Origin of the sequence: Methylobacterium sp. UNC378MF (assembly GCF_900103195.1) — a bacterium.
Classification (GTDB): Bacteria; Pseudomonadota; Alphaproteobacteria; order Rhizobiales; family Beijerinckiaceae; genus Methylobacterium.
The window spans coordinates 277,401-299,209 of the sequence record NZ_FMWU01000001.1; the positions used below are offsets into that span (position 1 = coordinate 277,401).

Below are 21,809 nucleotides of genomic sequence, written 5' to 3' on the forward strand. Positions count from 1 at the left end.
TGCGATGAGGACTTTGTTCTCGACGGCGGATTACAAGCCGAAAGACAGTTTCCGCCTCTGGCGCGAGACGATCTTCGAGCGGATCGTGCCGGTCGAACTTACCCCGGCCGCCGCACACGGATTCGCCGGGACCCTGGAGGCCGCCGAGGTCGGCCCCCTGCTGATGACGCGCATCACGCAAAGCGCCGTCACGACCGTTGCGACCCCGAATACGATCCGCCAGCACGGCAAATACGAGACGTTGAACGTCGCGATCACGCTGAAGGGCCGCGTGTTCTGCGCGCAAGACGATCGCACCGCGATCCAGCATCCCGGCGACATCGTCGTGATGGACCGGCGGCCGGCGACGATGGGATCCGATATCGACACGCAGACGCTGTTCGTCGAATTGCCGCGCGAGTGCCTGGAACGGGCGCTCGGCTCGACGCGCCGCTTCACCGCCCTGACGATCGGCGCGGACCAAGTCGGCACGTCGATGGTGACGACCTTCTTCCAGGAGCTGGTCCGTATGGCGGGCCGGCTGACGCCGGACATGTCCAACCGCCTGTCGTCCATCGGCATCGATCTCATCGTGGCGAGCATCGCGGAGCGCCTTGCCCACGAGACACCCAGGAACATCCAGGGCATCCTCATCTTCCAGCGCGCCCTGGCCCATATCGAGGCGCATCTCGGCGACGTGAACCTCGACCCTGCCCGGCTCGCGGCGGCCGTCGGCGTGTCCCTGCGCCACCTCCAGGCGCTGTTCCGCGAGCAGGACCGCAATATCGCCGACTGGATCTGGCGGCGGCGACTGGAGATCGCCGCGCAGCGGCTCACCGATCCCGGCTTCGCCCATCTGTCCGTCGGAGAACTGGCTTATAATTGCGGTTTCAGCACCCAGAGCCACTTCAGCCGACGCTTCAAAGAAAGCTACGGGATCTCACCCAGCGAATACCGTTGCCGCAACCGGGGGGCGCCCGAGATCATCTGCTGACGGCCCGCTACTGCGGGCGGGCGCTCGCGGAATTCGCCCGGATCCATCCCGGGGCGAGGATGTCGCCGCCCTCGGTGATGATCCAGGGATTGGCATCCTCGGCGTCGATCGCCGCAGCCGCAGCGGCCAGCGCAGCCCGCAGCGTGGGGAAGCTGTGTAACGCGGCGACCCGGGCGGGCGCGGAGCCCGGCCAGAGGGTCAGTTCGGCAGGTCGGTCGAGGTCGGACTGCATCATGGGTCTAGCGGGCTGGAACGGCACGCCGCCTGTGCGGCGGACGTGCTGGGACGGTGATCGGCAGCCGAGCGTGCGATGCACTCAGGCGGTCTTCGGCTTCGGCCGGGGCACGCACACCTCGACCATCTGTCCGGTCAGCGGATTCAGGATCAGCATGGCAGCACGTCTCCGGTGGAACTGCCCGTAGAACGCCGGCCGATCACGCCCGGATCGAGGCGGTCGACGCAATTGTGCGGTTTGGGTAAACCAACCGTTCACCGTGGCGGCACGCCGTTGATCCGCCGCGTGATCGTCTGACGATACATCCGAGCCGCCGTGCCGAGGAAGATCTGCAGGCGTACCGTTTTCGACGTAGGATCCGGCGGCAGCCGGACGGACAAAAGCCCGCCGCGGCAGGACCGGGCGGGCGGAGTGACGGCATAGGGTCGGGAGGTTCGCCGTGGCGGCGACGTGCCACCCCAACCGTGACAGTCGCGTGACGATCGGCCGATCCGGTCAGATCCGCTCCGGCTCCGCCAGCAGGATGGCGGAGCGGCGCGCGGCCGGGCGCAGCGCGGCATCGGCCCCGGGCTGATCGATCAGCGTCCGGGCGAAGGGATGTGAGGTCAGAGCCGCTGCCGGCCGATCCGGTGTCGCGCCCGTGATCGTTCCGTCATACGGTTTCGCCACCGATCACGGCGACCGGAGATGCGTCATGGCTGGACAAGCGACGAGGATCGCGCCGAAGCGTCCGCGGGACGAGCCGGATCCGGCGCGGGCCGAGGGCGAGAAGGCCGGCGCGCGGATTGACGCGGCGTTCGAGAAGCTCGCCCGGAAGATGCGCGCCCGAGCCGACAAGGCTCACGGCAAGCTCGCGGCGGTGACGGAGCCCGGCAAGCGCGCGGTGCTGCTGCGCCGCTACGAACTCTACGCGGATGCGGCCGCCTATCTCGAGGAGCGGCTCGTCCATCGCGGGGAGCGATCCGCGTGATCTCCATCGACCCGGCCGGGCGCGTCGCCGCCCGCCGCCGCCGCTGACGGCGAGGACCCACCATGTTCGACGCGACCAAGATGCTCGCCGACGCCCTCGGCGAGCACCTGGCCCACACCTACCAGCGCACCTTCGGCAGCCGGGAGCCGCGCTACGCCGAGATCATCGAGGCTGCGGCGCGCCTGACAATCGAGCGGATCGTCGGGAGCGACGCCCTCTACCATGACGGCGACCATACCGCCCTCGTCACCCTGGTCGCCCAGGACATCCTGCGCGGCCGTTTCCTGCAGGAGGGCATCACGCCGGAAGACTGGCTGCACATGATCCTGGCCGCCCTCTATCACGACATCGGCTACGTGCGCGGCGTCTGCGCGGGGGATCGGGCGCGGGCCTTCGTCATCGACGCGCAGGGAACGACCGTGAGCCTACCCCGCGGCGCCTCGGATGCGGCGCTGGCACCCTACCACGTCGAGCGCTCGAAACTGGCGGTGCAGGAGCGCTTCGGCACGCACGATCTCGTCGACGCGGCCCGGGTCATCCGGGCGATCGAGCTGACCCGCTTCCCGGTGCCGGAAGACGACGCGCATCGCGAAACCGCGACCGAGGCCGGCCTGTTGCGAGCGGCCGACCTGATCGGCCAGCTCGGCGACCCGCTCTACCCGCGCAAATTGAACGCCCTGTTCCACGAATTCGCCGAGATCGGCGTCAACGCGGAACTCGGCTACGACAGCCCGGCCGATCTCGCGGAGCGTTACCCGTCCTTCTTCTGGGGCAAGATCGAGCCCGTCATCGGCGACGGGATCCGTTTCCTCGACCTGACGGTCGAGGGCCGGGGCTGGGTCGCCAACCTCTACGCCCATGTCTTCGCCATCGAGCACGATCGCCGCCGCATGGGCCCGCATCCCGGACCGGGCCCGATCTGAGGCGGCCCCGCGCATCGGGGCCGCCTCAGCGGGCCGCGACGAGTTCGGGCAGGACCCGGACCAGCTCAGCCGCCACGAACGGCTTCTCCAGGATGCGACGCCGGGATCCGGCCGAGGCGCCCGAGACCCGCACATCGCCCGTGGCGAACAGGAACGGCGCGCCGAGCACATTCGGCTTGGTGGCGACCGGATAGGCGGTATCCCCGTCACCCAGATTCACGTCGAGTACCGCGGCGTCGAGCTGCTGCTCCGCGATCAGGTCCCGGGCCAGATCGGCGCGCGGAACCGGACCGATCACCTCGGCCCCGGCGCTGCGCAACCAGCGCTTGACCTCGCTGGCGATGAGATACCCGTCCTCGACGACGAGGACACCGCATCCGGCGAGCGGGGGAACAGGGTCGGACCCGATCCCTCCCATCATGGCGGGGTCACCGTTGCACAACCGCGCCAAACAACTGGAAGTTCGGCCCGTTCAGGCGACCGGCATCTCGATCCGGCAGCGCAGGCCGTCGGCGCCAAGGGTGTAGTCGACGTCGGCCTCCAGCGCGTAGGCCAGAGCTTCCTGTCGCTCTCGTGGACCTTGACCTGTCCCATCTCCTCCTGAACGCGCAGCACCTCGGCCTGCGCGGCCTTCCAGGCCGTTATCTCCTTCGTAGTGGTAGCCGGACCGTCGCCGAGCCTGACCGCCGACTGGCAGAACCAGCCGTTGACCTGCTTGTGGACGTTGTGCCGTTCCGCGATCGTGGCGGGTCTGCCGGCTGGGCGCCGGGCTCGACCTCTCCGGCTCCCGAATCGTGGCCCCACCCGGCTGTTTTGGAGGAACGTCGAGGTGGGGCCACACCGACGGCGAGCCGCCGGTGGACCGATCATGTCACCGGTTGATCCGGGGCGAACTCACCTGTGTCAGCCCTGGCGTCGCACCCTCAGCGACCCGAATGGGGTAGCAGGTTGCGAGCTTCCTGGACGGCATCCCGGCAGCTCTGGTCGCCCTTCGCGTTGAGGTCGACGGCACGCTGTAAGGACGATTTGGCCTGCGAGACCTTGTCCTCCGACGCGAGACCCGGCGAGGCCTTGGCGTCGCCGCCCTGCGCCGCCGCAGCGGCCGCCGTCGGCCGGTTCTCGGATTGCCGGCGGACATCATCCGGCGACGTCGCGATCCGGCCGCTGGCGACGTCGTCGGCCGGCCCCTTCCCGCTGGCGGACCCGACCGGTCCCGACACCCCGCCGACGGTGCCGGGCGTGCCGCCGCTCTCGCGCGAGGCGCCGCCCTTCTGGGCGCGGTCCGTGTCGGGCGTGCCGACCGGCTTCGCCGTGCTGCCCGTCGTGCTGGCCGTCTGCTGACTCCCGCCGTTCTCCGGCCCCTTGCGCTGGCCGTAATCCGGCTCGGATGTCGGCGCCCCCATCCCGACCTGGTTGCCCATGTCCCGCCTCAGCTGGGCGATGGCATCCGTGCAGGGCCCCCCCTCCTGGGCGAGGGAGACGGCCGGAATCAGGGTGAGAGCGGTCAGGGCCGCGGCCCCGCCGAGCAGGTTGAACTGACGCATGCAGGTTTCCTCCAGACGTATGGGATTACCTGTGGTCCAACCCGAAGCGCCTGGCGTTGTTCGGCCCCCGCCCGCACTCAGGCGCGTTGTGCAGCGTTCGGCGCGAAGAAGCGGTTGGCCGGCCGCGCGAGGCCGAGATGGTCGCGCAGCGTCGTCCCCAAGTAGTCACGGCGGAACAGCCCGCGCCGCTGCAGCTCCGGCACCAGCCGGTCGACGACGTCGTCGAGACCCTCGGGCACGAACGGGAACATCACGTTGAAGCCGTCGCAGGCGCGGGTCTCCAGCCATTCCTCCATCCGGTCGGCGACCTGGGCGGGCGTGCCGACCATCTGCAGGCCGCCGTAGCCGCCGACCTTGCGGGCGAGCTCCCGCACGGTCGCCCCCGTGCGCCGGGCGTAGTCGACGATCTGGGCCTGCCCGCTCTTGCTGGCGTTGCTCTCCGGGAGTTCCGGCAGCGGCGCGTCGAGGTCGAAGCCCGTGGCGTCGACGCCGAGGCGGACCGAGAGGTTGGCGAGCCCGCTGTCGGGATGGACGAGGTCGTCGAGGCGCGCCTTCTTGGCCTGCGCCTCCGCCTCGGTCTCTCCCAGCACGACGAAGCAGCCGGGCAGGATCTTGAGCTGGTCCGGGTCGCGCCCCGCCGCCGGCATCCGGCCCTTCACGTCGGCGTAGAAGGCCCGCGCCGCCTCCAGGGTCGAGCCTGCGCCGAACACCATCTCGGCGGTCTCGGCGGCGATCTGCTTGCCGGCCTCGGAGGCGCCGGCCTGGACGATCACCGGCCAGCCCTGCACCGGCCGGGCGACGTTGAGCGGGCCCTTCACCTTCAGGAAATCGCCGCGGTGGTCGAGGACGTGCATCTTCGCCGGGTCGAAGAACAGGCCGCTCTCCGGATCCATCGTGAAGGCGTCGTCGGCGAAGGAATCCCACAAGCCGGTCACCACGTCGAAGAACTCGCGCGCCCGGGCGTAGCGGATGGCGTGCTCCAGATGCGCGTCGCGGCCGAAGTTCAGGGCCTCGTCCGGGTTGCCGGAGGTGACGAGGTTCCAGCCGGCCCGCCCCTTCGAGATGTGGTCGAGGGAGGCGAACTTGCGGGCCACGTGGTAGGGCTCGTTGTAGGTGGTCGACGCGGTGGCGATCAGGCCGATCCGCTGGGTGAGCACGGCGATCGCCGGCAGCAGGGTCAGCGGGTCGAACGACGTCACGGTGGCCGAGCGGCGCAGGGCCGCCGGGGGCATGTTCATCACCGCCAGATGGTCGGCCATGAAGAACGCGTCGAACTTCGCGGCCTCCAGCCGCCGGGCGAAGTGCGCCAGGTGTTCGAAGTTGAAGTTCGCGTCCGGGTAGCCGCCCGGATAGCGCCACCACGCGGTGTGGATGCCGACCGGGCGCATGAAGGCGCCGAGATGCAGCTGGCGGTCCCGGCTCATCGCTGTCGTCTCCGGTCTCTCACGGATGCTTGTGGATCGGGTCGACCCAGTACACGGTCTCGGGCGCCTCGGCGGCCTCGACGTCGGGCAGGTTGACCACCACCGCCTCGTTGTCGGAGCGAACCAGCACGCAGTGCAGGGGCTCGTCGGTCGAGGCGTTGATCTCCTGGTGCGGCACGAAGGGCGGCACGAAGATGAAGTCGCCCGGTCCGGCCTCGGCGACGTATTCGAGCCTGTCGCCCCAGCGCATCCGGGCGCGGCCCGAGACCACGTAGATCACGCTCTCCAGTTCGCCGTGATGGTGCACGCCGGTCTTGGCGTCGGGCTGGATCGCCACCGTTCCGGCCCAGATCTTCTGGGCGCCGACCCGGGCAGCGTTGATCGCCGCCTGCCGGAACATGCCGGGCGTCTGCGCGGTGTTGGAATCGAGCCGGTCGCCGGGGATCACCCGCACGCCGTCGTGCTTCCAGCGCTCGGACGCGCCGTGGTCGTGGGTATGGTCATGCGCATGATCGTGCGCGTGGCCGTGGTCGTCGCCGTGGTCGTGCATGTCGAGTCCTCCAGCGCCATCATTGCACGGCGGCGCCGGTTTGCGAGACGCTTGGATCGAGGATCGCCTCGGCCCGCGGCGCGCGGGCCTTCGGAATCAGCCCGGCGCGGACGTAGAGATCGATGTTGCGCTGCTCGTCGGCGATCACGGACGCGTCGATCGGGACGGCCCGGTAGGCGGCGCGGCCGAACCAGCGCAGCGGCACCGCCTCCGGCAGGCCGATGAGCTTCGACCAGACGGCCGCGTAGGGCGCCGGGTCCTTCAGGGCCCAGGCGCGGGCGCGAGCGAGGCGCGCGCCGAAATCGGCGAGCAGCGCCCGCTTGGTCCGGATCGCGTCGTCGCTCGCCACCGCGAAGGTCAGGCCCGGGGTGATGCCGTTGCCGTCGCGGATCACCCGGACGAGGCCGGCGAGCTCCGCCGTGGAGGTGTAGGGCTCCCAGGTCGCCCAGGCGTCGACCGCCACGGAGGCGAGCGCGATCTTGGCGTCGGCCGGCGGCAGGAAGCTGAAGGTCACGCTGTCGGCGGGGAGCCCCGCCTCCTCCAGCGCCGCCAGGACGACCTGATGGCCGATCGAGCCGCGGTTCGTCGCGACGCGCCTGCCCTTCAGGTCAGCCACCGTGCGGAGGGGCGAATCCCTCAGGACCAGGATCGCCAGCCCGTCCTGCCGGTTGCGGAAGGCCAGGAAGGCCTTGACCGGCACCCCGGCGGCGGCCGCGAAGGTGAAGGGCGCGTCGCCGACGCCGCCCGCGTCGATCGCGCCGGCGTTCAGCGCCTCGAGCAGGGGCGCGGCCGCCGGGAACTCGCTCCAGTCGAGGCGGTAGGGCAGCCCGTCGAGCACGCCGGCCGCCTCCATAAGCGCGCGGGCATTGCCGCGCTGGTCGCCGACCCGCAGCACATCCTGGGCGCGCGCGGGCCAGACCGCCAGGAGCGCCAGCAGGGTCAGGATGACGGCACGCATCAGGCGGCCTCGGCGGCGCCGCGGCGCCTGAGGGTGTCCCGGAAGGCGGGCAGCAGCGCCCGGCCGTACTGGAGCGCGTCCTCCAGCGGGTCGAAGCCGCGGATCAGGAAGGTCCGCACGCCCAGGTCATGGTAGTCGAGCAGGGCGTCGGCGACCTGCTCGGGTGTGCCGACCAGGGCGGTCGAGTTGCCCGCCGCCCCGGTCTCGGCCGCGATGGCGGTGAACAGGCGCTTGTCGTGGCGCGGCCCCGCGGCGGCCGCCGCGAGGAGCCGCCTCGAGCCCTCGTTCTGCGGCGTCGCGGCCGGGCCGAGGCCCTTAGCGGCCCGGATGGCCCGGGTCCGGGCCAGGATGTCCTCGGCGCGCTCCCAGGCGCGCGCCTCGGTCTCGGCCAGGATCGGCCGGACCGACAGGCTGAAGCGCGGCGCCCGGCCGTGGGGCGCCGCCGCCGCCCGCACCTGGCCGATCAGCTCGGCGACCTGCGCGTGCGTCTCGCCCCAGAGGGCGTAGGTGTCGGCGTGGCGGCCGGCTACCGCCAGCGCCGCCGGCGAGGCGCCGCCGAAATAGACCGGGATCGCGTCCACCGGCTTCACCTCGGAGAAGCCGCGCTCCACCCGATAGAAATCGCCCGCGTAGTCGAACGGCGCCGCGGCGGTCCAGCTCTGCCGGACGATGTCGAGGAACTCTCGGGTGCGGGCATAGCGCTCGTCCTTGGTGAGGTGGTCGCCGTCCTGGGCGAGTTCCCGGTCGTCGCCGCCGCTGATCACGTGGATCGCGACCCGGCCGCCGGTGAGCTGGTCGAGGGTCGCGAATTGCCGCGCCGCCACGGTCGGCGCCGTGAAGCCGGTGCGGTGGGCGATCATCAGCCCCAGCCGCTCGGTCACGGCGGCGACCTGCCCGGCGAGCAGGAGCGCGTCCGGCGTGGTCGCGTGGAAGGCCACCAGCACCCGGTCGAACCCGCCCCATTCGTGCGCCTGCGCCAGGAGCTTCAGGTAGTCGCGGTCGATGGACGGCCCCGCGGCCGGGTGGATCTCGGAGGTGTGGCGGGGCGCGACGAAGCCGATGAACTCGACGGAATCGGGGGGAAGCAGGCTCATGAGGCGATCTCCGGGTCGCGGGCGGGGTCAGGCGCCGAGGGCGGCCCGGCCGGCGGCGCCGTGGACGGCGTCGGCCTGGGGCCAGTGGATGCGCGCGCACAGGACGTCGCGCAGGTGCCGCTCCAGCGGGTTCGCCCGGGACAGGCCGGCATTGCCGCACAGCTCCGCGGCGCGCTGGACCGCCGCGATGGCGTTCTCCGTGACGGTGAGCTTCACGAAGCCGGACTCGCGCGGCAGCGGCGGATGGCCCGCGTCGACCTCGGCCGCGAGTCCGGCGACGAGGCGGGCGTTGACAGCGAGCCGCCGCTCGTTCTCGCCGACCGCCTCGTGGAAGCGCGGCAGGCTCGCGAGCGGCGCCCCGAGGCTGCCGGGCCGGCGCGCCCGCAGGAAGCCGATGAACCAGTCCTGCGCCGCCCGGGCCACGCCGTCGTAGAGGGCGGCGAGCAGGGTGCAGCTCCAGGCCTGCTGCCAGGGATCGGGCCCCGACCAGCCGCCCGGCGGCCGCAGGTCGACCGCGTGGTCCCCGGGGATTGGCACGTCCGTGAAGTAGACGTCGTGGCTGCCGGAGGCGCGCAAACCGAGATGGTCCCAGCTCTCCGCGATGCGGATGCCCGGCGCGTCGAACGGCACCAGGACGTTGCCGGTGCGCGGCTCCGCCTCGTCGGTCCGGACGAAGACGAGGCCGTAGGCGAGCCCCGGCGACCCGGTCGCGTAGATCTTGTGCCCGGAGATCCGCCAGCCCGCGCCGTCGCGGCGGGCGACCGTGGCGGGCAGGCCGCCCCGCGAGGGCGTCCCGAGTTCGGGCTCGACCCGCAGGGCGTTGATCAGCGCCCCCCGGGCCACCGCCGCCGCGCCGACCGCGTCGGCGAGCGCGCGCGGCCACGGGGCGTCGGGCCGGTGGATCAGCCCGTGCTGGAGATACTGCATCGCCACGACCAGGGCGGTCGCCGGGTCGGCGGCGCCGAGCGCGCGCACCACCGCGGCGGCCCGCGCCAGACCCGCACCGCCGCCGCCGAGACGCCGCGGTACGGTGAGGGCCAGGAGCCCAGCCTCCCGCAACGCCGCGAGGGAGTCGTGCGGGAAGGTGCCGGCCCGGTCGTGGCGGGCCGCGGCTTCGGCGAGGCGGCCGGCGAGGCTGCTGACGATGTCGGGAGGCGGGACGGCGACGGTCATGGGGCGTTCGGCGGCGTGGTCTGCGGGCGACCGCGCGGCGCGATCCCGGAAGCCGCGATCGTCCGCCCGCGCCCGGGGTCGCGTCAACGAAATGTGGTTCCGAATATTGCTCATCCCGCAGGAGGATGATGCAGCATCTTCGACCGGTGGAGAAGAACGTGTTTCCACCCCCAGGGATGGCGAGCAATCGTTCTCCCGATCATCGATCGAAGTCCTGGTGCGGAGAGACCGACGAGCGCCGCCCCGCCGATGGGAAGCAGCGATAAAGCGCTGTCGCCGCCGGCCGGAGCGTGAACGATATTGTCCGATACCGGAGAAATAGAGGATACGCTTTCGTTGACTCGGTCCACCTGCGATCGAATACTCGGACCCCTGATCCCTCGACGGATCATTCCCCAACGATGCGGACGCCAGATCCGCCCGGTCGCGCGGCCGGGGCGGTGACGTGCGCCGTTCCCGCCGCGCAGTCGCGCGGCCCGGAGACCCGAGATGACCGACGCGCCCTCCCAACCGGGCAGCCCCTCCTCCAGCCCGTCGCTCTCCCGGCGGCGCCTGCTCCAGGTCGGCGCCGCGGCCGCCGCGCTGCCGCTCGGCCTCGGCATGGGCACCAGTCGCGCCTGGGCGCCCGGCCCGGGGGCGCCGTTCGATCCCGGCCCGCTCTGCCGGCCCGCCGCCGCGGAGGCGCCCGCGGGGCCGCTCCGGCCGGTCAAGCTGGCCTGGAACGCCACGGCCATCTGCACGGCCGCCGCGCCGCTCGCCAAGGAGCAGGGGATCTTCGCCCGGCACGGCCTCGACGTGGAGTTCGTCAATTTCGGCGGCTCGACGGAGGCGCTGCTGGAGGCGATCGCGACGGGCAAGGCCGATGCCGGGATCGGCATGGCCCTGCGCTGGCTCAAGCCCCTGGAACAGGGCTTCGACGTCAAGATCACCGCGGGCCTGCACGGCGGCTGCCTGCGGCTGCTCAGCGCCAAGTCCTCCGGCATCGCCGACATCGCCGGACTGAAGGGCAAGACCATCGCGATCAGCGATCAGGCGAGCCCGGCCAAGAACTTCTTCGGCCTGCTGCTCGCCAAGGCGGGGATCGATCCGGAGAGCGGGGTGGAGTGGCGGCAATACCCGGCCGACCTGCTGAACCTCGCGGTGGAGAAGGGCGAGGCGCAGGCGCTGGCCGATTCCGACCCGCGGACCTGGATCTGGCTGAAGGACCCGCGCTTCACCGAGGTCGCCACCAACCTCTCGGGCGAGTACGCCGGCCGGACCTGCTGCGTCGTGGCGGCCCGCGGTAGCCTGATCCGGAACGATCGCGCGGTGGCGAGCGCGTTGACCCGGGCGATCCTGGAGGGCGGCCACGCCGTCCACCGGGATCCCGAGGCCGCGGCCCGGGCCTTCTCCGGCTATGGCGGCAAGGGCTCGATCGCCGATCTGGCCGCGATGCTGCGCAGCCAGCAGCACGGCGACAGCCCGGTCGGCGGGGATCTCAAGCAGCAGCTCGCGCTCTACGGGGACGAGCTGAAGCAGGTGAACGTCCTGCGGCGGTCCACCGACACGGCGAAGTTCGCCGAGCGGATCTACGCCGACGTGCTGAGCTGAGGCGCGCCATGTCCGGAAGCATCACCGCCGGCGTCGCCCCGCGGGCCGCAGCCCCGCCCCGAAGGCTGCCGCAGCCGCCCTGGCGGATCGTCCTCTCCGGCGCCGCCTGGCTCGCCCTGGCAGGCGTGACCCTCGGCCTGCCCGAGGCCGACGACCTGCCCGAGACCGCGGCCTTCGGGTCCGGCGCGGCGGCGCTCGGCCTCGCCCTCCTGGCCCTCGCGCCCGTGGCCGCCCGCCTCGGCCCCCTCGGGTCGCGGCTGCGGTACGGGAGCCCCTGGTTCACGGTGCTGGCGCTGGCGCTGCTGGTCTGGGAGGCCGTCACGGCGAAACTCGCCCTGCTGCCGATGCCGTTCTTCCCGCCGCCCCAGGCGATTCTGGAGGTCTTCCTCGACGACTGGCCGAAGCTCGGCGGCAGCATCCTCGCCTCGCTGATCCTGCTCTCCGGCGGCTACGCCATCGGGGCGGCGACCGGCTTCGTCCTGGGCGTCGCCATCGGCACGTTCCGGGCGGTGGGCTACTGGGCCCATCCGGTGCTGCGCTTCGTCGGGCCGCTGCCGGCCACGGCATGGCTGCCCCTCGCCTTCTTCGTCTTCCCGTCCTCGTGGTCGGCCAGCACCTTCCTGGTGGCGCTCGCCACCGGCTTTCCGGTCACGGTGCTGACCTGGTCAGGGGTGGCGGGGGTCAACAAGGCCTATTTCGACGTGGCGCGGACGCTCGGCGCCTCGCGCGGCTTCCTGATCCTGCGGGTCGCGATCCCGGCGGCGCTGCCGCACGTCTTCGTCGGCCTGTTCATGGGGCTCGGCGGCTCCTTCGCGGTGCTGGTCGTCGCCGAGATGCTCGGCGTGAAGTCCGGCCTCGGCTGGTACCTCCAGTGGGCCCAGGGCTGGGCCGCCTACGCCAACATGTACGCGGCGCTGATCGTGATGGCGCTGATGTGCTCCTCCCTGATCACGCTGCTGTTCCGCCTGCGCGACCGTCTGCTCGCGTGGCAGAAGGGGCTGGTGCAATGGTAGCCGCCGCGACCCTCGAACGCCCGGAGGCCCGGGCGGCCGGGGCCCGCCTGACGGTCGAGTCCGTTAGCCACGCCTTCGCGATCCGCGGCGCGCCCCTGCCGGTCCTCGACCGGGTGAGCCTCGACGTGGAGCCCGGCGGCTTCGTGGCCCTGCTCGGCCCCTCGGGCTGCGGCAAGTCCACCCTGCTGCGGCTCGTCGCCGGCCTGGAGCCGCCCGACCAGGGTGTGATCCGGGTCGACGGCGACCTGGTGGAGGGCCCGGACCCGTCCCGGCTCCTCGTCTTCCAGGATCCGACCCTCTATCCGTGGCGGACCGTGCGCGGCAACGTCGCCCTGGGGCTGGAAGCCCGCGGCGTCGGGCGGTCGCGGGCGGCCCTTGTCGATCAGGCGCTGGGGCTCGTCGGCCTGACCGGCTTCGCGGATGTCTACCCGCACCAGCTCTCCGGCGGCATGGCGCAGCGGGCGGCCCTCGCCCGGGCGCTCGTCAACGCGCCGCGCCTGCTGCTCCTCGACGAGCCGCTGGGCAAGCTCGACGCCCTGACGCGGCTGGCCATGCAGGCCGAGATCCTGCGGCTCTGGCAGGAGAAGCGCTTCACCGCGCTCCTCGTGACCCACGACGTGGAGGAGGCGCTGGTGCTGGCCGAGCGCGTGATCGTGCTCTCCGACCGCCCGGCCGCGATCCGGGCCGAGCTGTCGGTCACGGCGCCCTACCCGCGCCACCGCGACGATTCCGAGATCGTGCGGCTGCGCCGGGAGATCCTGGGGATCCTCGGCCAGCCGACCTGAGAGTCGCCTCGGCCGCCTCAGCCCCGCGCCGCCGACGGGGCCGCCCCGACGGCCGCCGTCCGCGGCTGATGCCGGCCGATCCAGAAGACCAGGGCGCAGCCGATGCCGGTGAGCGCGCAGAGCGGGAGCAGGGCGACGGGGAAGCTGCCGGTCTGCTCGCGCAGCACGCCGATCAGCGAGGTGATCGCCCCGGTGCTGAGATGCGCCAGGGTGTTGATCGCCGCGATGCCGGCGGCCGTCTGGGCCGGCGGCAGCGTCTCGGTCGCCAGGGCGAAGAACGGACCCTTGATCGCGTAGTTGCCGAGCAGGACCAGCGAGAGCAGGACCAGGGTCATCCAGAGCGAGCCCGTCAGCAGCGTCAGGGCGAAGCTCACCGAGGTCAGCGCCAGCGGCAGAGCCGTGCTCCAGATCCGCTCGCCGCTGCGGTCCGCCCGCAGGCCCCAGATGATCATGAAGACCGAGGCGATTCCGAACGGGATCATGTTCAGCAGGCCGGTCTGCAGGTTGCTGAGGCCGAACCCCTTGAGGATCTGCGGCATCCAGAGGGACAGCGTGTTGCTGGTGGCCGAGCTGCCCGCGTAGATCACGGCCAGCAGCCAGACCTGCCGGCTCGCGAGCACCGCCCAGACCGCCGCGAGGCCGTGGGCGTGGTGCCCGGCGCCCGATTCGGCGGCGCGCCGCTCGGCCTCCAGCCGGTCGGTCAGCCAGCCGCGCTCCGCCGGGCTCAGGAAGGTCGCCTCGGCCGGCCGGCTCGGCAGCAGCGCGAGGGCGGCGACGCCGAGGAGGACGGCCGGGACCGCCTCCATGATCAGCAGCCACTGCCAGCCGCGCAGGGAGGCGGCGCCGTCGAGGGTGAGCAGCGCCGCCGAGAGCGGGGAGCCGAAGAAGCTGGAGAGCGGGATCGCGACCATGAACATCGCCACGATCCGCGCCCGGTAGGCCTTGGGGAACCAGTAGGTCAGGTACAGGATCACGCCGGGGAAGAAGCCGGCCTCGGCCGCGCCAAGCAGGAAGCGCGCGGTGGCGAAGCTGACCGGTCCGGTGACGAAGGCCGAACCGATGCCGACGAGCCCCCAGGTGATCATGATCCGCGCGATCCAGATCCGCGCGCCGACGCGCTCCATGGCGAGGTTGCTCGGCACCTCGAACAGGACGTAGGCCACGAAGAACAGGCCGCCGCCCAGGCCGAAGGCCGCGGCGGAGAGACCGAGATCGTGGTTCATGGTCAGCGCCGCGAAGCCGACATTCACCCGGTCGACGTAGGCGATGAAGTAGCAGAGCACGAGGAAGGGGATCAGGCGCAGGCCGACCTTCCGCATCGTTCGGCTCTCGAAGGCGGCCGCGTCCGCCGCGTGTGGCGTGGTCGGTGTTGCCATGGTCCTGTCCTCGCTGGAATTCGGGCGGGCCCGCTTCGGCCTAGCGGTCGAAGCGGAAGAGTTCGGCGGGCGTCTCGGCCAGGACGATCCGGCGCTCGGCCGGGTCCGGCACCCAGGCGTCGAGGTCGCGCCGGGCCTCGGCGGGGCTGGCCTGGGTCTCGAACTGCGTGTGCGGCCAGTCGCTGCCCCAGAGCAGGCGCCGCGCCCCGAAGGCGCCGCGCAGGCGCTCGGCGGCCTGCAGCGCCGTCTGCCGGCCGGCCTCGCCGCTGCCGATGCGGTAGGCGCCCGAGAGCTTGACCCAGACGCGGCCGCCGCGGCCGAAGCCGAGAAGGTCGGCGAAGCCCGGATCGGCGATGCCGAGGGCCGGGTCGATCCGGCCGAAATGATCGACCACGACGGGGACGCCCGCCTCGACCAGCGGCGGCAGCAGCCGCGCGAGGCGCCGCGCCTCGGCCTGGACCTCGATCTGCCAGCCGAGATCCGCCACGCGCGCGAGGTGGGCGCGCCAGACCGGGCCGGCGAAATCCGGGTCCGGCCGGCCGATCAGGTTGAGGCGCAGGCCGACGACGCCCTGCCCGGCGAGGCCGCGCAGGGTGGCGGTCTCGGCGCCTGGGTCCAGCACGGCGATGCCGCGCAGCCGCTCCGGCGCGGATTGCAGGGCCGAGACCATGTAGCCGTTGTCGGTCCCGAGGAAGCTCGGCTGGATCAGCACGCCGCGGGCCATGCCGTTCCGGTCCAGCATGGCGCGGTAATCGGCGATGCTGGCGTCGTAGTCGGGGGCGTAGCGCCGGTCGCCCGTGAGGGTCAGGGCCCGGGTGAAGACGTGGGCGTGGGTGTCCACCGCGGCCACGCCGTCGGCGGCGGAGCCGGCCTCGGCCGCACGGCCGCGGGCGGGGAGTGCGAGCGTGACGCCGCCCGCGAGCAGGGTGCGGCAGAACAGGCGCCGGTTCATCGGATCATCTCACGGTCTGGGGGATCAGCGCGCCGCCGGACTGCCGATCCGGCAGGAGCGCGACGGCGAGGAGGACGAGCCCGTAGGCACCGAGGGCCGAGAGGCCGATCGCCGGGCCGAGGCCGCAGATCTCGCTGAGCAGGCCGACGCCCAGGGGCAGCAGGCCGGAGGCGAGACGGCCGGCATTGTAGCAGAAGCCCATCCCGGTCCCGCGCAGGCCGTCCGGGAAGAGTTCGCTGAACAGGGCCGCGAGGCTCGCGGGGATGCCGGCCGTGCAGAAGCCGAGGGGCGCGCCGAGGAAGAGCAGGCCCGCGCCGCCGACCGGCAACAGCAGGTAGAGGACGACCAGGGCCATGCAGCTGGCGGCGTAGAGCGCCACCGTCCGGCGCCGGCCGAGCCGGTCCACGAGCCCACCGGCGACGAGGCAGCCCAGACCGAAGGCCGCGATGATGATGGCGAGGTAGAGCCCGGTGCCGAGGACCGAGGCGCCGCGCTCGACGCTCAGGTAGGTGGGCAGCCACGTGAACAGGGCGTGGAAGCCCCCGTGGGCGCCCAGGCCGAGCAGTGTCGCGAGCACCGTGATCCGGCGCAGGCCGGGCGCGAAGATCGCGAGCCCTCCGGCCGGCGGCCGGGCCGGGCCCACCACCGATCGGGACGGCTCCGGCACGGAGCGGCGGAGGTAGAGGAGGAGCAGCGCGGGTGCGAGGCCGCAGGCGAACAGAGCGCGCCACGCGGTCTCCTGATCCAGGACGGAGAAGGCCGCGGTAGAGAGGAGCACGGCCGCGCCCCAGCCGAGCGCCCAGCCCCCCTGGACGGCGCCGAGCGCCTTGCCGCGGTGCTCGGGCCGGATCGCCTCTGCCATGAGCACAGCGCCGGCCGCCCATTCGGCGCCGAAGCCGACCCCCTGCAGCGCCTTCAGGGTCAGAAGCTGGGTGAAGCTCTGCGCGAAGGCTGCCAGGAAGGTCGCGACCGCGAACCACAGCACCGTGATCTGGAGGGCCCGGACGCGGCCGATCCGGTCCGCCGCGAGGCCGCCGAGCCAGCCGCCGAGCGCTGCCGCGACGAGCGTGACCGCGCCGATCAGGCCGGCCTCCGAGCGGCTGAGCCCGAAGCTCGCGACCAGCGCGGGGATGGCGAGGCTGAACATCTGCACGTCCAGGGCGTCGAGCGACCACCCGCCCAGACAGCCCCAGAAGGTGCGACGCTCGGCCGGACCGACTTGTCGGTACCAGCGGAACACGGGCTTTCCTCCGTTCTCCGAAGAGAACTAGTCATTTATATGAATTAATGAGCATGGCTCCGCCGGCCCGTCAAGGTGCTCGCCTTTCAGCGGATGTCGACGTGATACCGGAAGTCTTTGGCCGCGCCGCGCGTCACCCGCCACTCGATCGGGCGCGCATCGAAGCCGAAGGCGAGGCGCTCGATGACGACGACGGGATCGCCCTCCGCAATTTCGAGACGCCCGGCGTCCATCGCATCGGCGATGCCGATGGTCAGGGTCTCTTCGGCCCGGGCGACGATCTCGCCGCAGAGGCGCTCGTAGGCCGGGTAGAGGAGATCGCCGATCTCCGCCAGCGGAGCCTTGAGTATCGGGGCGAACCGCCCTGCCGGCAGCCAGATCGCCTCGGCCAGGATCGGGCGGCCCTGCAGAAGCCGCGTCCGGATCAGGCGGATCGACTCGCCGCGCGCGTCGAGGCCGAGAGCCGCCCGGACGGTCTCGGGCGCCGCACAAGCCTCGCGCAGCAGGATCCGCCCCTCGGGGACCGACGGAGCGCCGTCCGGCCCCAGATGCCGGAAGAATCGGAACAGGGACCGATCGAAGCGGGGACGTCGGACGAAGGTGCCGCGGCCCTGCTGGCGCTCCACCAAGCCGTCGGCGACCAAGACGTCGATCGCCTTGCGCACCGTGCCGATGGCGACACGGTGGGCGGCCGCCAGTTCCGCCTCGGTGGGGATCGGATCGCCCGACCGCCAGACGTTGCGGGCGATCTGATGTGCGATCTCGTCGCGCAGGCGCTGGTAGAGCGGCAAGCGGAGATCGGGCTGCGGTGCAGATGTAGCGGTCATGTGTATGACTGTATGATTATCGCCCTACGTCGCCAATGGGTGACCGAGTTGAGGCAGGCCGCCCCGAGGATCTGATCCACAGCGTCGCAGGGCCGATGATGGCCGCAGGGACCGGACTGATGAACTGGCAAGGCGAAGCCGCGCCTCCGGATTGCGCCAGCCAGAGCCAGGCCGCCCGCAAGACCCTCAGCGCCTCCGGGAACGGCGCGGGCGGTACGCCACCGGCGGACACGCGGTCCGTGCCCTGATCGATAGCAGCCGTCACCGGCCTTCCGCGCCGAAGAAGACGTGGCTCATGACGCGCGAACGCCAGCCCCAAGAGGATCGGCAATGACCGGGAGCGCGCCGGCGTCGATGCCGAGTCGACACGCCGCCTCCGCGTTGCCGGTGTCCTGGCGGATCGCGATAATGTCATTGGTATTATTTCGTGGTCGCCGCCCCTGCCCGGACAAGACTTCACGGCTCCGAACTTGATCTCACCGGTGACCGCCTCATTTCGTCTCGGGTCTCGAGCCCGACGGGAATCCCCTGAGAGTTCGAACCGCGTGCACCGACCACAGCCGTCCGAGCCTCGTGCGCCCGGCCGCGGCCCAACACCAAAGGGGGACCACCGGATGAGCGAGACGATCGACAAGACAGACACGACCACGTTCCGCATGGAGGGCAAATGCCCGTTCGGCGGCGACCGCATCGGCGGCGCCTTCGGCGATCGTCCGGCGCTGGAGAATTGGTATCCCCACCGCCTGCGGATCGAGCTGCTGCACCAGAACGGGCTGGCGGCCGATCCCCTCGGCCCGGATTTCGACTACGCGGCCGAGTTCGCCAAGATCGACTTCGCGGCGCTCAAGCGCGACATCAAGCAGTTCCTGACCTCGTCGGTGGAATGGTGGCCCTCCGACTACGGTAATTACGGCCCGCAGATGATCCGCATGGCCTGGCACTCGGCCGGCACCTACCGGATCGCAGACGGGCGCGGCGGCGCCGGCACCGGCATGCAGCGCTTCGCCCCGATCTCGAGCTGGTGGGACAACGGCAACACCGACAAGTCGCGGCGTCTCCTGCAGCCAATCAAGCACAAATACGGCAACGCGCTGTCCTGGGCCGATCTCATGGTCCTGACCGGCAACTGCGCCCTGGAGATCATGGGCCTGCCGACCTACGGCTTCGCTGCCGGTCGTCTCGATGCCTGGGAGGCGGACAACGCCACCTACTGGGGGCCCGAGGTCGTCGACATGGGCACGGTGTCGAGCTTCGACGACATGGTGAACCGCGACAAGCGCTGGCGGGGCAAAAACGGCGAGCCCGAATACGATCTGGAGAACCCGCTCGCCGCCTCCCACCAGGCGCTGATCTACGTGAACCCAGAGGGCCCCTACGCGAGCGGCGATCCGCTGGCCTCCGCGCGCGACATCCGGATCACGTTCACCCGCATGGCGATGAACGATGAGGAGACCGTGGCGCTGATCGCGGGCGGCCACGCCTTCGGCAAAAGCCACGGCATGGTGCCGGCCAAGGAGATCGGCCCGCCGCCCGAGATGGCGCCGATGGAGGCGATGGGGCTGGGCTGGCACAACCCGAAGGGAGCCGGCAAGGACACGATGACCAACGGCATCGAGGGGAGCTGGACCCCCGATCCGACGCAATGGGACAACGCCTACCTAGAGAACCTCTTTAAGTTCGAGTGGGAGCAGACCAAGAGCCCGGCGGGCGCGCTGCAATGGACGCCCAAGGATCCTGGCGCCCCGAAGACGCCGGACGCCCACGTCGCGGGCCAGATGCACCCGCTGATGATGATGACCTCCGACATCGCCCTGAAGGTCGACCCGGACTACCGCAAGGTCTGCGAGAAGTTCCTCAACGACTTCGACGCCTTCACCCAGGCGTTTTCCAAGGCGTGGTACAAGCTCACCCATCGCGACATGGGACCGAAGCACCGCTACCTCGGCCCGGAGGTGGTCATCGAGGACGGGCTCCTGTGGCAGGACCCCCTGCCCGAGCGCGACTACGCCCTCGTCGGCAAGGCCGAGATCGCCGCGCTGAAGCAGGCGATCGCCGCGACCGGCCTGTCGGTCTCCGATCTCGCCTTCACGGCCTTCTCGGCCGCCTCGACCTACCGCGACAGCGACAAGCGCGGCGGCGCCAACGGTGGCCGCCTCGCCCTCGCGCCGCAGAAGGACTGGGCCGTCAACCGGCGGGCAGCACCGGTCGTCGAGGCTCTGCGCGGCGTGATGGCCACCTTCAACGACGGGCGCGGCGACGGGAAGAAGATCTCCCTCGCAGACCTGATCGTGCTGGGCGGCTGCGTCGCCGTGGAGAAGGCGGCCCGCGATGCCGGGATCGAGACGCCGGTTCCGTTCACGCCGGGCCGGGTGGACACGACGCAGGACCTCACCGACCTTGAGATGTTCGATTGGCTGAAGCCGGTGGTGGATGGGTTCCGCAACTACGCCGACGACAGCTTCGGGCAGATGACCCGCAGCGTCTCGCCGGAGGAGCTGTTCCTCGACAAAGCGAACCTGATGACGCTGACCGCCCCGGAATGGACCGTCCTGACCGGCGGCCTGCGGGCGCTCAACGCCAACCACGACGGGTCGAACCGGGGCGTCCTGACCGATCGCGTCGGGGTGCTGACGAACGACTTCTTCCGCAACCTGACCGACACCGACCTGATCTGGGAGAAGGCGGATGCGGACGGGATGACCTTCGCGCTCAAGGATCGCGCGACCGGACAGGCGAAGTTCGCGGCGACCCGCAGCGATCTGGTGTTCGGGTCGAACGCGCAGCTCCGGTCCATCGCCGACGCCTACGCGGGCAGCGACGGACAGCGGCGCTTCGTGGCGGATTTCGTCCGGGCCTGGGACAAGGTCATGATGCTCGACCGCTTCGACGTGAAGGGTCACAAGCGCTACGCGCCGATGGCGGCCTGACCGTCCGACCTCGGACCCGCCCACGCCGCCTGCGCGGGTGGGTCCTTGCAAGGGGCCTGGTCTGGCCGGGCGCAGCCCGTCCCAGCCACACCAACACCGACCGGAGCGCCTACGCGCGGCCGAGGCGCCGTAGACGCTTCGGGTCACCCGGCTTTTCCGACGGCCACATACCGCGAAGTCCACGGAAATCCTGACCGCAGATGATGCGGCAGGCTCCGCACGGGCCTGTGCGGGCAGAGTGGCGGCCGCCGCTCTCAGAAGACCGCCAGCCCCCTCGCAACGCCCCCGGGCTTCCCGTTAAGCTGGTTCCGAGCTTCGCCGAGTCGGAGCGGAGCCGGACGGATCCGCCGGGCCGCGCCGTTCGGGCAAACCGGAGAAGTTTCGTGACTGCCTTCCTTGCTCCGCTCGCCGGCGGTGTCCTGATCGGCGCGTCGGCGGTGCTGCTTCTGCTGGCCAATGGCCGCATCGCCGGGATCAGCGGCATCGTCGGCGGCCTGCTTGCGCCGACGGCTCGGGACTGGGCGTGGCGGGTGGCCTTCCTGGCCGGGCTTCTCGCCGGGCCGGTGCTGTTCCACCTCCTGTCCGGCCATTGGCCGCAGGTCCGCATCGGCGCGTCGTGGCCGATGCTGGTGACCGCGGGGCTGCTCGTCGGCTTCGGGACGCGCCTCGGCTCGGGCTGCACCAGCGGGCACGGGGTCTGCGGCCTCGGGCGGCTGTCACCGCGCTCCTTCGCGGCGGTCGCGACCTTCATGGCCACGGCGATCGTCACCGTCTTCCTCGTCCGGCACGGAGTGGGCCGATGAAGGTTTCGCGCCTCGTCGCGGCCCTGGCGAGCGGCCTGCTCTTCGGCGTCGGCCTGGCGCTGTCGGGGATGATGGATCCGCAGAAGGTCCTGGGCTTCCTCGATCTCGCGGGCGCCTGGGACCCGAGCCTCGCCTTCGTGCTGGCCGGGGCAGTGGGCGTCTCGGCCCTCGGCTACGCGATCAAGGGCCGGCTGGACCGGCCCGCCTTCGCGCCCCGCTTCGCAGTGCCGGAGAACCGGCGCCCCGATGGCCGGCTCCTGTCCGGCGCCGCCCTGTTCGGCATCGGCTGGGGGCTCGCCGGCTTCTGTCCGGGCCCGGCCCTGGCCGGCTTGGTGCTCGGCTTGCCGGAAGTGGCGCTGTTCGTCGCGGCAATGCTCACCGGCATGCTGCTCTACCGGCTACTCGCGGAGCGTCCGGCGCGCACGGTCGGCGCAGGCCTGTGAGGGTCTGCG

Annotated in this window: 22 protein-coding genes; 9 read left to right on the forward strand and 13 right to left on the reverse strand. The window is 71.6% G+C overall.

Annotation, left to right across the window (positions count from 1 at the left end):
• The first annotated feature begins 4 nt into the window (after nucleotides 1-4).
• The gene (locus BLT59_RS01425; protein ID WP_091775451.1) at nucleotides 5-973 is read left to right on the forward strand and encodes a helix-turn-helix domain-containing protein; all 969 of its coding nucleotides are present in this window, start codon (nucleotides 5-7) and stop codon (nucleotides 971-973) included.
• A 7-nt stretch (nucleotides 974-980) separates the two neighbouring features.
• Here the strand turns inward: BLT59_RS01425 and BLT59_RS01430 are convergent, their stop codons facing one another.
• On the reverse strand, nucleotides 981-1,208 hold the full coding sequence (locus BLT59_RS01430; RefSeq protein WP_091775454.1) for a hypothetical protein: 228 nt from the start codon (nucleotides 1,206-1,208) through the stop codon (nucleotides 981-983).
• 495 nt (nucleotides 1,209-1,703) lie between these two features.
• Entirely contained in the window at nucleotides 1,704-1,877 is a 174-nt protein-coding gene (locus BLT59_RS31075) for a hypothetical protein (RefSeq protein ID WP_175543898.1), read from the reverse strand.
• Nucleotides 1,878-1,902: 25 nt separating this feature from the next.
• Between BLT59_RS31075 and BLT59_RS01435 the strand changes: the two genes are divergently transcribed.
• Complete coding sequence (locus BLT59_RS01435) at nucleotides 1,903-2,178, forward strand: hypothetical protein (protein ID WP_091775457.1); 276 nt, start codon at nucleotides 1,903-1,905, stop codon at nucleotides 2,176-2,178.
• Between the two features lie 62 nt (nucleotides 2,179-2,240).
• The gene (locus tag BLT59_RS01440; RefSeq protein WP_091775460.1) at nucleotides 2,241-3,101 is read left to right on the forward strand and encodes a metal-dependent phosphohydrolase; all 861 of its coding nucleotides are present in this window, start codon (nucleotides 2,241-2,243) and stop codon (nucleotides 3,099-3,101) included.
• 25 nt (nucleotides 3,102-3,126) lie between these two features.
• On the opposite strand, the gene BLT59_RS01445 is transcribed toward BLT59_RS01440, so the two are convergent.
• The 7 genes from BLT59_RS01445 to BLT59_RS01475 form a co-directional block, all read right to left on the reverse strand.
• Nucleotides 3,127-3,522 carry a response regulator gene (locus tag BLT59_RS01445; protein WP_244513779.1) on the reverse strand — a complete coding sequence of 132 codons (396 nt, stop codon included), beginning with the start codon at nucleotides 3,520-3,522 and terminating at the stop codon, nucleotides 3,127-3,129.
• 502 nt (nucleotides 3,523-4,024) lie between these two features.
• Nucleotides 4,025-4,645, reverse strand: coding sequence for a hypothetical protein (locus tag BLT59_RS01450; RefSeq protein ID WP_091775463.1), 621 nt, complete (start codon nucleotides 4,643-4,645; stop codon nucleotides 4,025-4,027).
• Nucleotides 4,646-4,722: 77 nt separating this feature from the next.
• A complete protein-coding gene (locus BLT59_RS01455; protein ID WP_091775467.1) occupies nucleotides 4,723-6,069 on the reverse strand; it encodes an LLM class flavin-dependent oxidoreductase in 1,347 nt (448 codons plus the stop codon).
• A gap of 19 nt (nucleotides 6,070-6,088) precedes the next feature.
• Nucleotides 6,089-6,619 carry a cupin domain-containing protein gene (locus tag BLT59_RS01460; protein ID WP_091775470.1) on the reverse strand — a complete coding sequence of 177 codons (531 nt, stop codon included), beginning with the start codon at nucleotides 6,617-6,619 and terminating at the stop codon, nucleotides 6,089-6,091.
• A 19-nt stretch (nucleotides 6,620-6,638) separates the two neighbouring features.
• The gene (locus tag BLT59_RS01465; RefSeq protein ID WP_091775473.1) at nucleotides 6,639-7,577 is read right to left on the reverse strand and encodes an ABC transporter substrate-binding protein; all 939 of its coding nucleotides are present in this window, start codon (nucleotides 7,575-7,577) and stop codon (nucleotides 6,639-6,641) included.
• Nucleotides 7,577-8,671: an LLM class flavin-dependent oxidoreductase gene (locus tag BLT59_RS01470; protein WP_091775475.1), complete on the reverse strand. Its 1,095-nt coding sequence runs from the start codon at nucleotides 8,669-8,671 to the stop codon at nucleotides 7,577-7,579. The genes BLT59_RS01465 and BLT59_RS01470 overlap by 1 nt, the downstream gene beginning before the upstream one ends.
• 27 nt (nucleotides 8,672-8,698) lie before the next feature.
• Nucleotides 8,699-9,844 carry an acyl-CoA dehydrogenase family protein gene (locus tag BLT59_RS01475; RefSeq protein ID WP_091775478.1) on the reverse strand — a complete coding sequence of 382 codons (1,146 nt, stop codon included), beginning with the start codon at nucleotides 9,842-9,844 and terminating at the stop codon, nucleotides 8,699-8,701.
• A gap of 489 nt (nucleotides 9,845-10,333) precedes the next feature.
• Between BLT59_RS01475 and BLT59_RS01480 the strand changes: the two genes are divergently transcribed.
• The 3 genes from BLT59_RS01480 to BLT59_RS01490 are packed head-to-tail and all read left to right on the forward strand — an operon-like array spanning nucleotide 10,334 to nucleotide 13,232.
• Nucleotides 10,334-11,434 carry an ABC transporter substrate-binding protein gene (locus tag BLT59_RS01480; RefSeq protein WP_091775481.1) on the forward strand — a complete coding sequence of 367 codons (1,101 nt, stop codon included), beginning with the start codon at nucleotides 10,334-10,336 and terminating at the stop codon, nucleotides 11,432-11,434.
• Between the two features lie 8 nt (nucleotides 11,435-11,442).
• Nucleotides 11,443-12,447, forward strand: a complete 1,005-nt coding sequence (locus BLT59_RS01485; protein ID WP_091775483.1) for an ABC transporter permease — start codon at nucleotides 11,443-11,445, stop codon at nucleotides 12,445-12,447.
• Nucleotides 12,441-13,232, forward strand: a complete 792-nt coding sequence (locus BLT59_RS01490; protein ID WP_091775486.1) for an ABC transporter ATP-binding protein — start codon at nucleotides 12,441-12,443, stop codon at nucleotides 13,230-13,232. Before BLT59_RS01485 ends, BLT59_RS01490 begins: the two co-directional genes overlap by 7 nt.
• A gap of 17 nt (nucleotides 13,233-13,249) precedes the next feature.
• Here BLT59_RS01490 and BLT59_RS01495 read toward each other — a convergent pair whose 3' ends face one another.
• The 4 genes from BLT59_RS01495 to BLT59_RS01510 all read right to left on the reverse strand — a co-directional run bounded on the left by BLT59_RS01495 (nucleotide 13,250) and on the right by BLT59_RS01510 (nucleotide 17,627).
• Nucleotides 13,250-14,608 (reverse strand): MFS transporter, encoded by a 1,359-nt coding sequence (locus BLT59_RS01495; RefSeq protein ID WP_091775489.1) that lies wholly within the window; start codon nucleotides 14,606-14,608, stop codon nucleotides 13,250-13,252.
• 40 nt (nucleotides 14,609-14,648) lie between these two features.
• Complete coding sequence (locus tag BLT59_RS01500; protein ID WP_091775492.1) at nucleotides 14,649-15,560, reverse strand: amidohydrolase family protein; 912 nt, start codon at nucleotides 15,558-15,560, stop codon at nucleotides 14,649-14,651.
• A gap of 4 nt (nucleotides 15,561-15,564) precedes the next feature.
• Nucleotides 15,565-16,800, reverse strand: coding sequence for an MFS transporter (locus BLT59_RS01505; RefSeq protein WP_091775494.1), 1,236 nt, complete (start codon nucleotides 16,798-16,800; stop codon nucleotides 15,565-15,567).
• Nucleotides 16,801-16,886: 86 nt separating this feature from the next.
• Nucleotides 16,887-17,627, reverse strand: coding sequence for a GntR family transcriptional regulator (locus BLT59_RS01510; RefSeq protein WP_091775497.1), 741 nt, complete (start codon nucleotides 17,625-17,627; stop codon nucleotides 16,887-16,889).
• 614 nt (nucleotides 17,628-18,241) lie between these two features.
• Here BLT59_RS01510 and katG point away from each other — a divergent pair.
• The 3 genes from katG to BLT59_RS01525 all read left to right on the forward strand — a co-directional run bounded on the left by katG (nucleotide 18,242) and on the right by BLT59_RS01525 (nucleotide 21,800).
• The gene (katG, locus tag BLT59_RS01515) at nucleotides 18,242-20,554 is read left to right on the forward strand and encodes a catalase/peroxidase HPI (protein ID WP_091775500.1); all 2,313 of its coding nucleotides are present in this window, start codon (nucleotides 18,242-18,244) and stop codon (nucleotides 20,552-20,554) included.
• 203 nt (nucleotides 20,555-20,757) lie between these two features.
• The gene (locus BLT59_RS01520) at nucleotides 20,758-21,357 is read left to right on the forward strand and encodes a YeeE/YedE thiosulfate transporter family protein (protein WP_091775779.1); all 600 of its coding nucleotides are present in this window, start codon (nucleotides 20,758-20,760) and stop codon (nucleotides 21,355-21,357) included.
• Complete coding sequence (locus tag BLT59_RS01525) at nucleotides 21,354-21,800, forward strand: YeeE/YedE family protein (RefSeq protein WP_091775502.1); 447 nt, start codon at nucleotides 21,354-21,356, stop codon at nucleotides 21,798-21,800. Before BLT59_RS01520 ends, BLT59_RS01525 begins: the two co-directional genes overlap by 4 nt.
• Nucleotides 21,801-21,809: the final 9 nt, after the last annotated feature.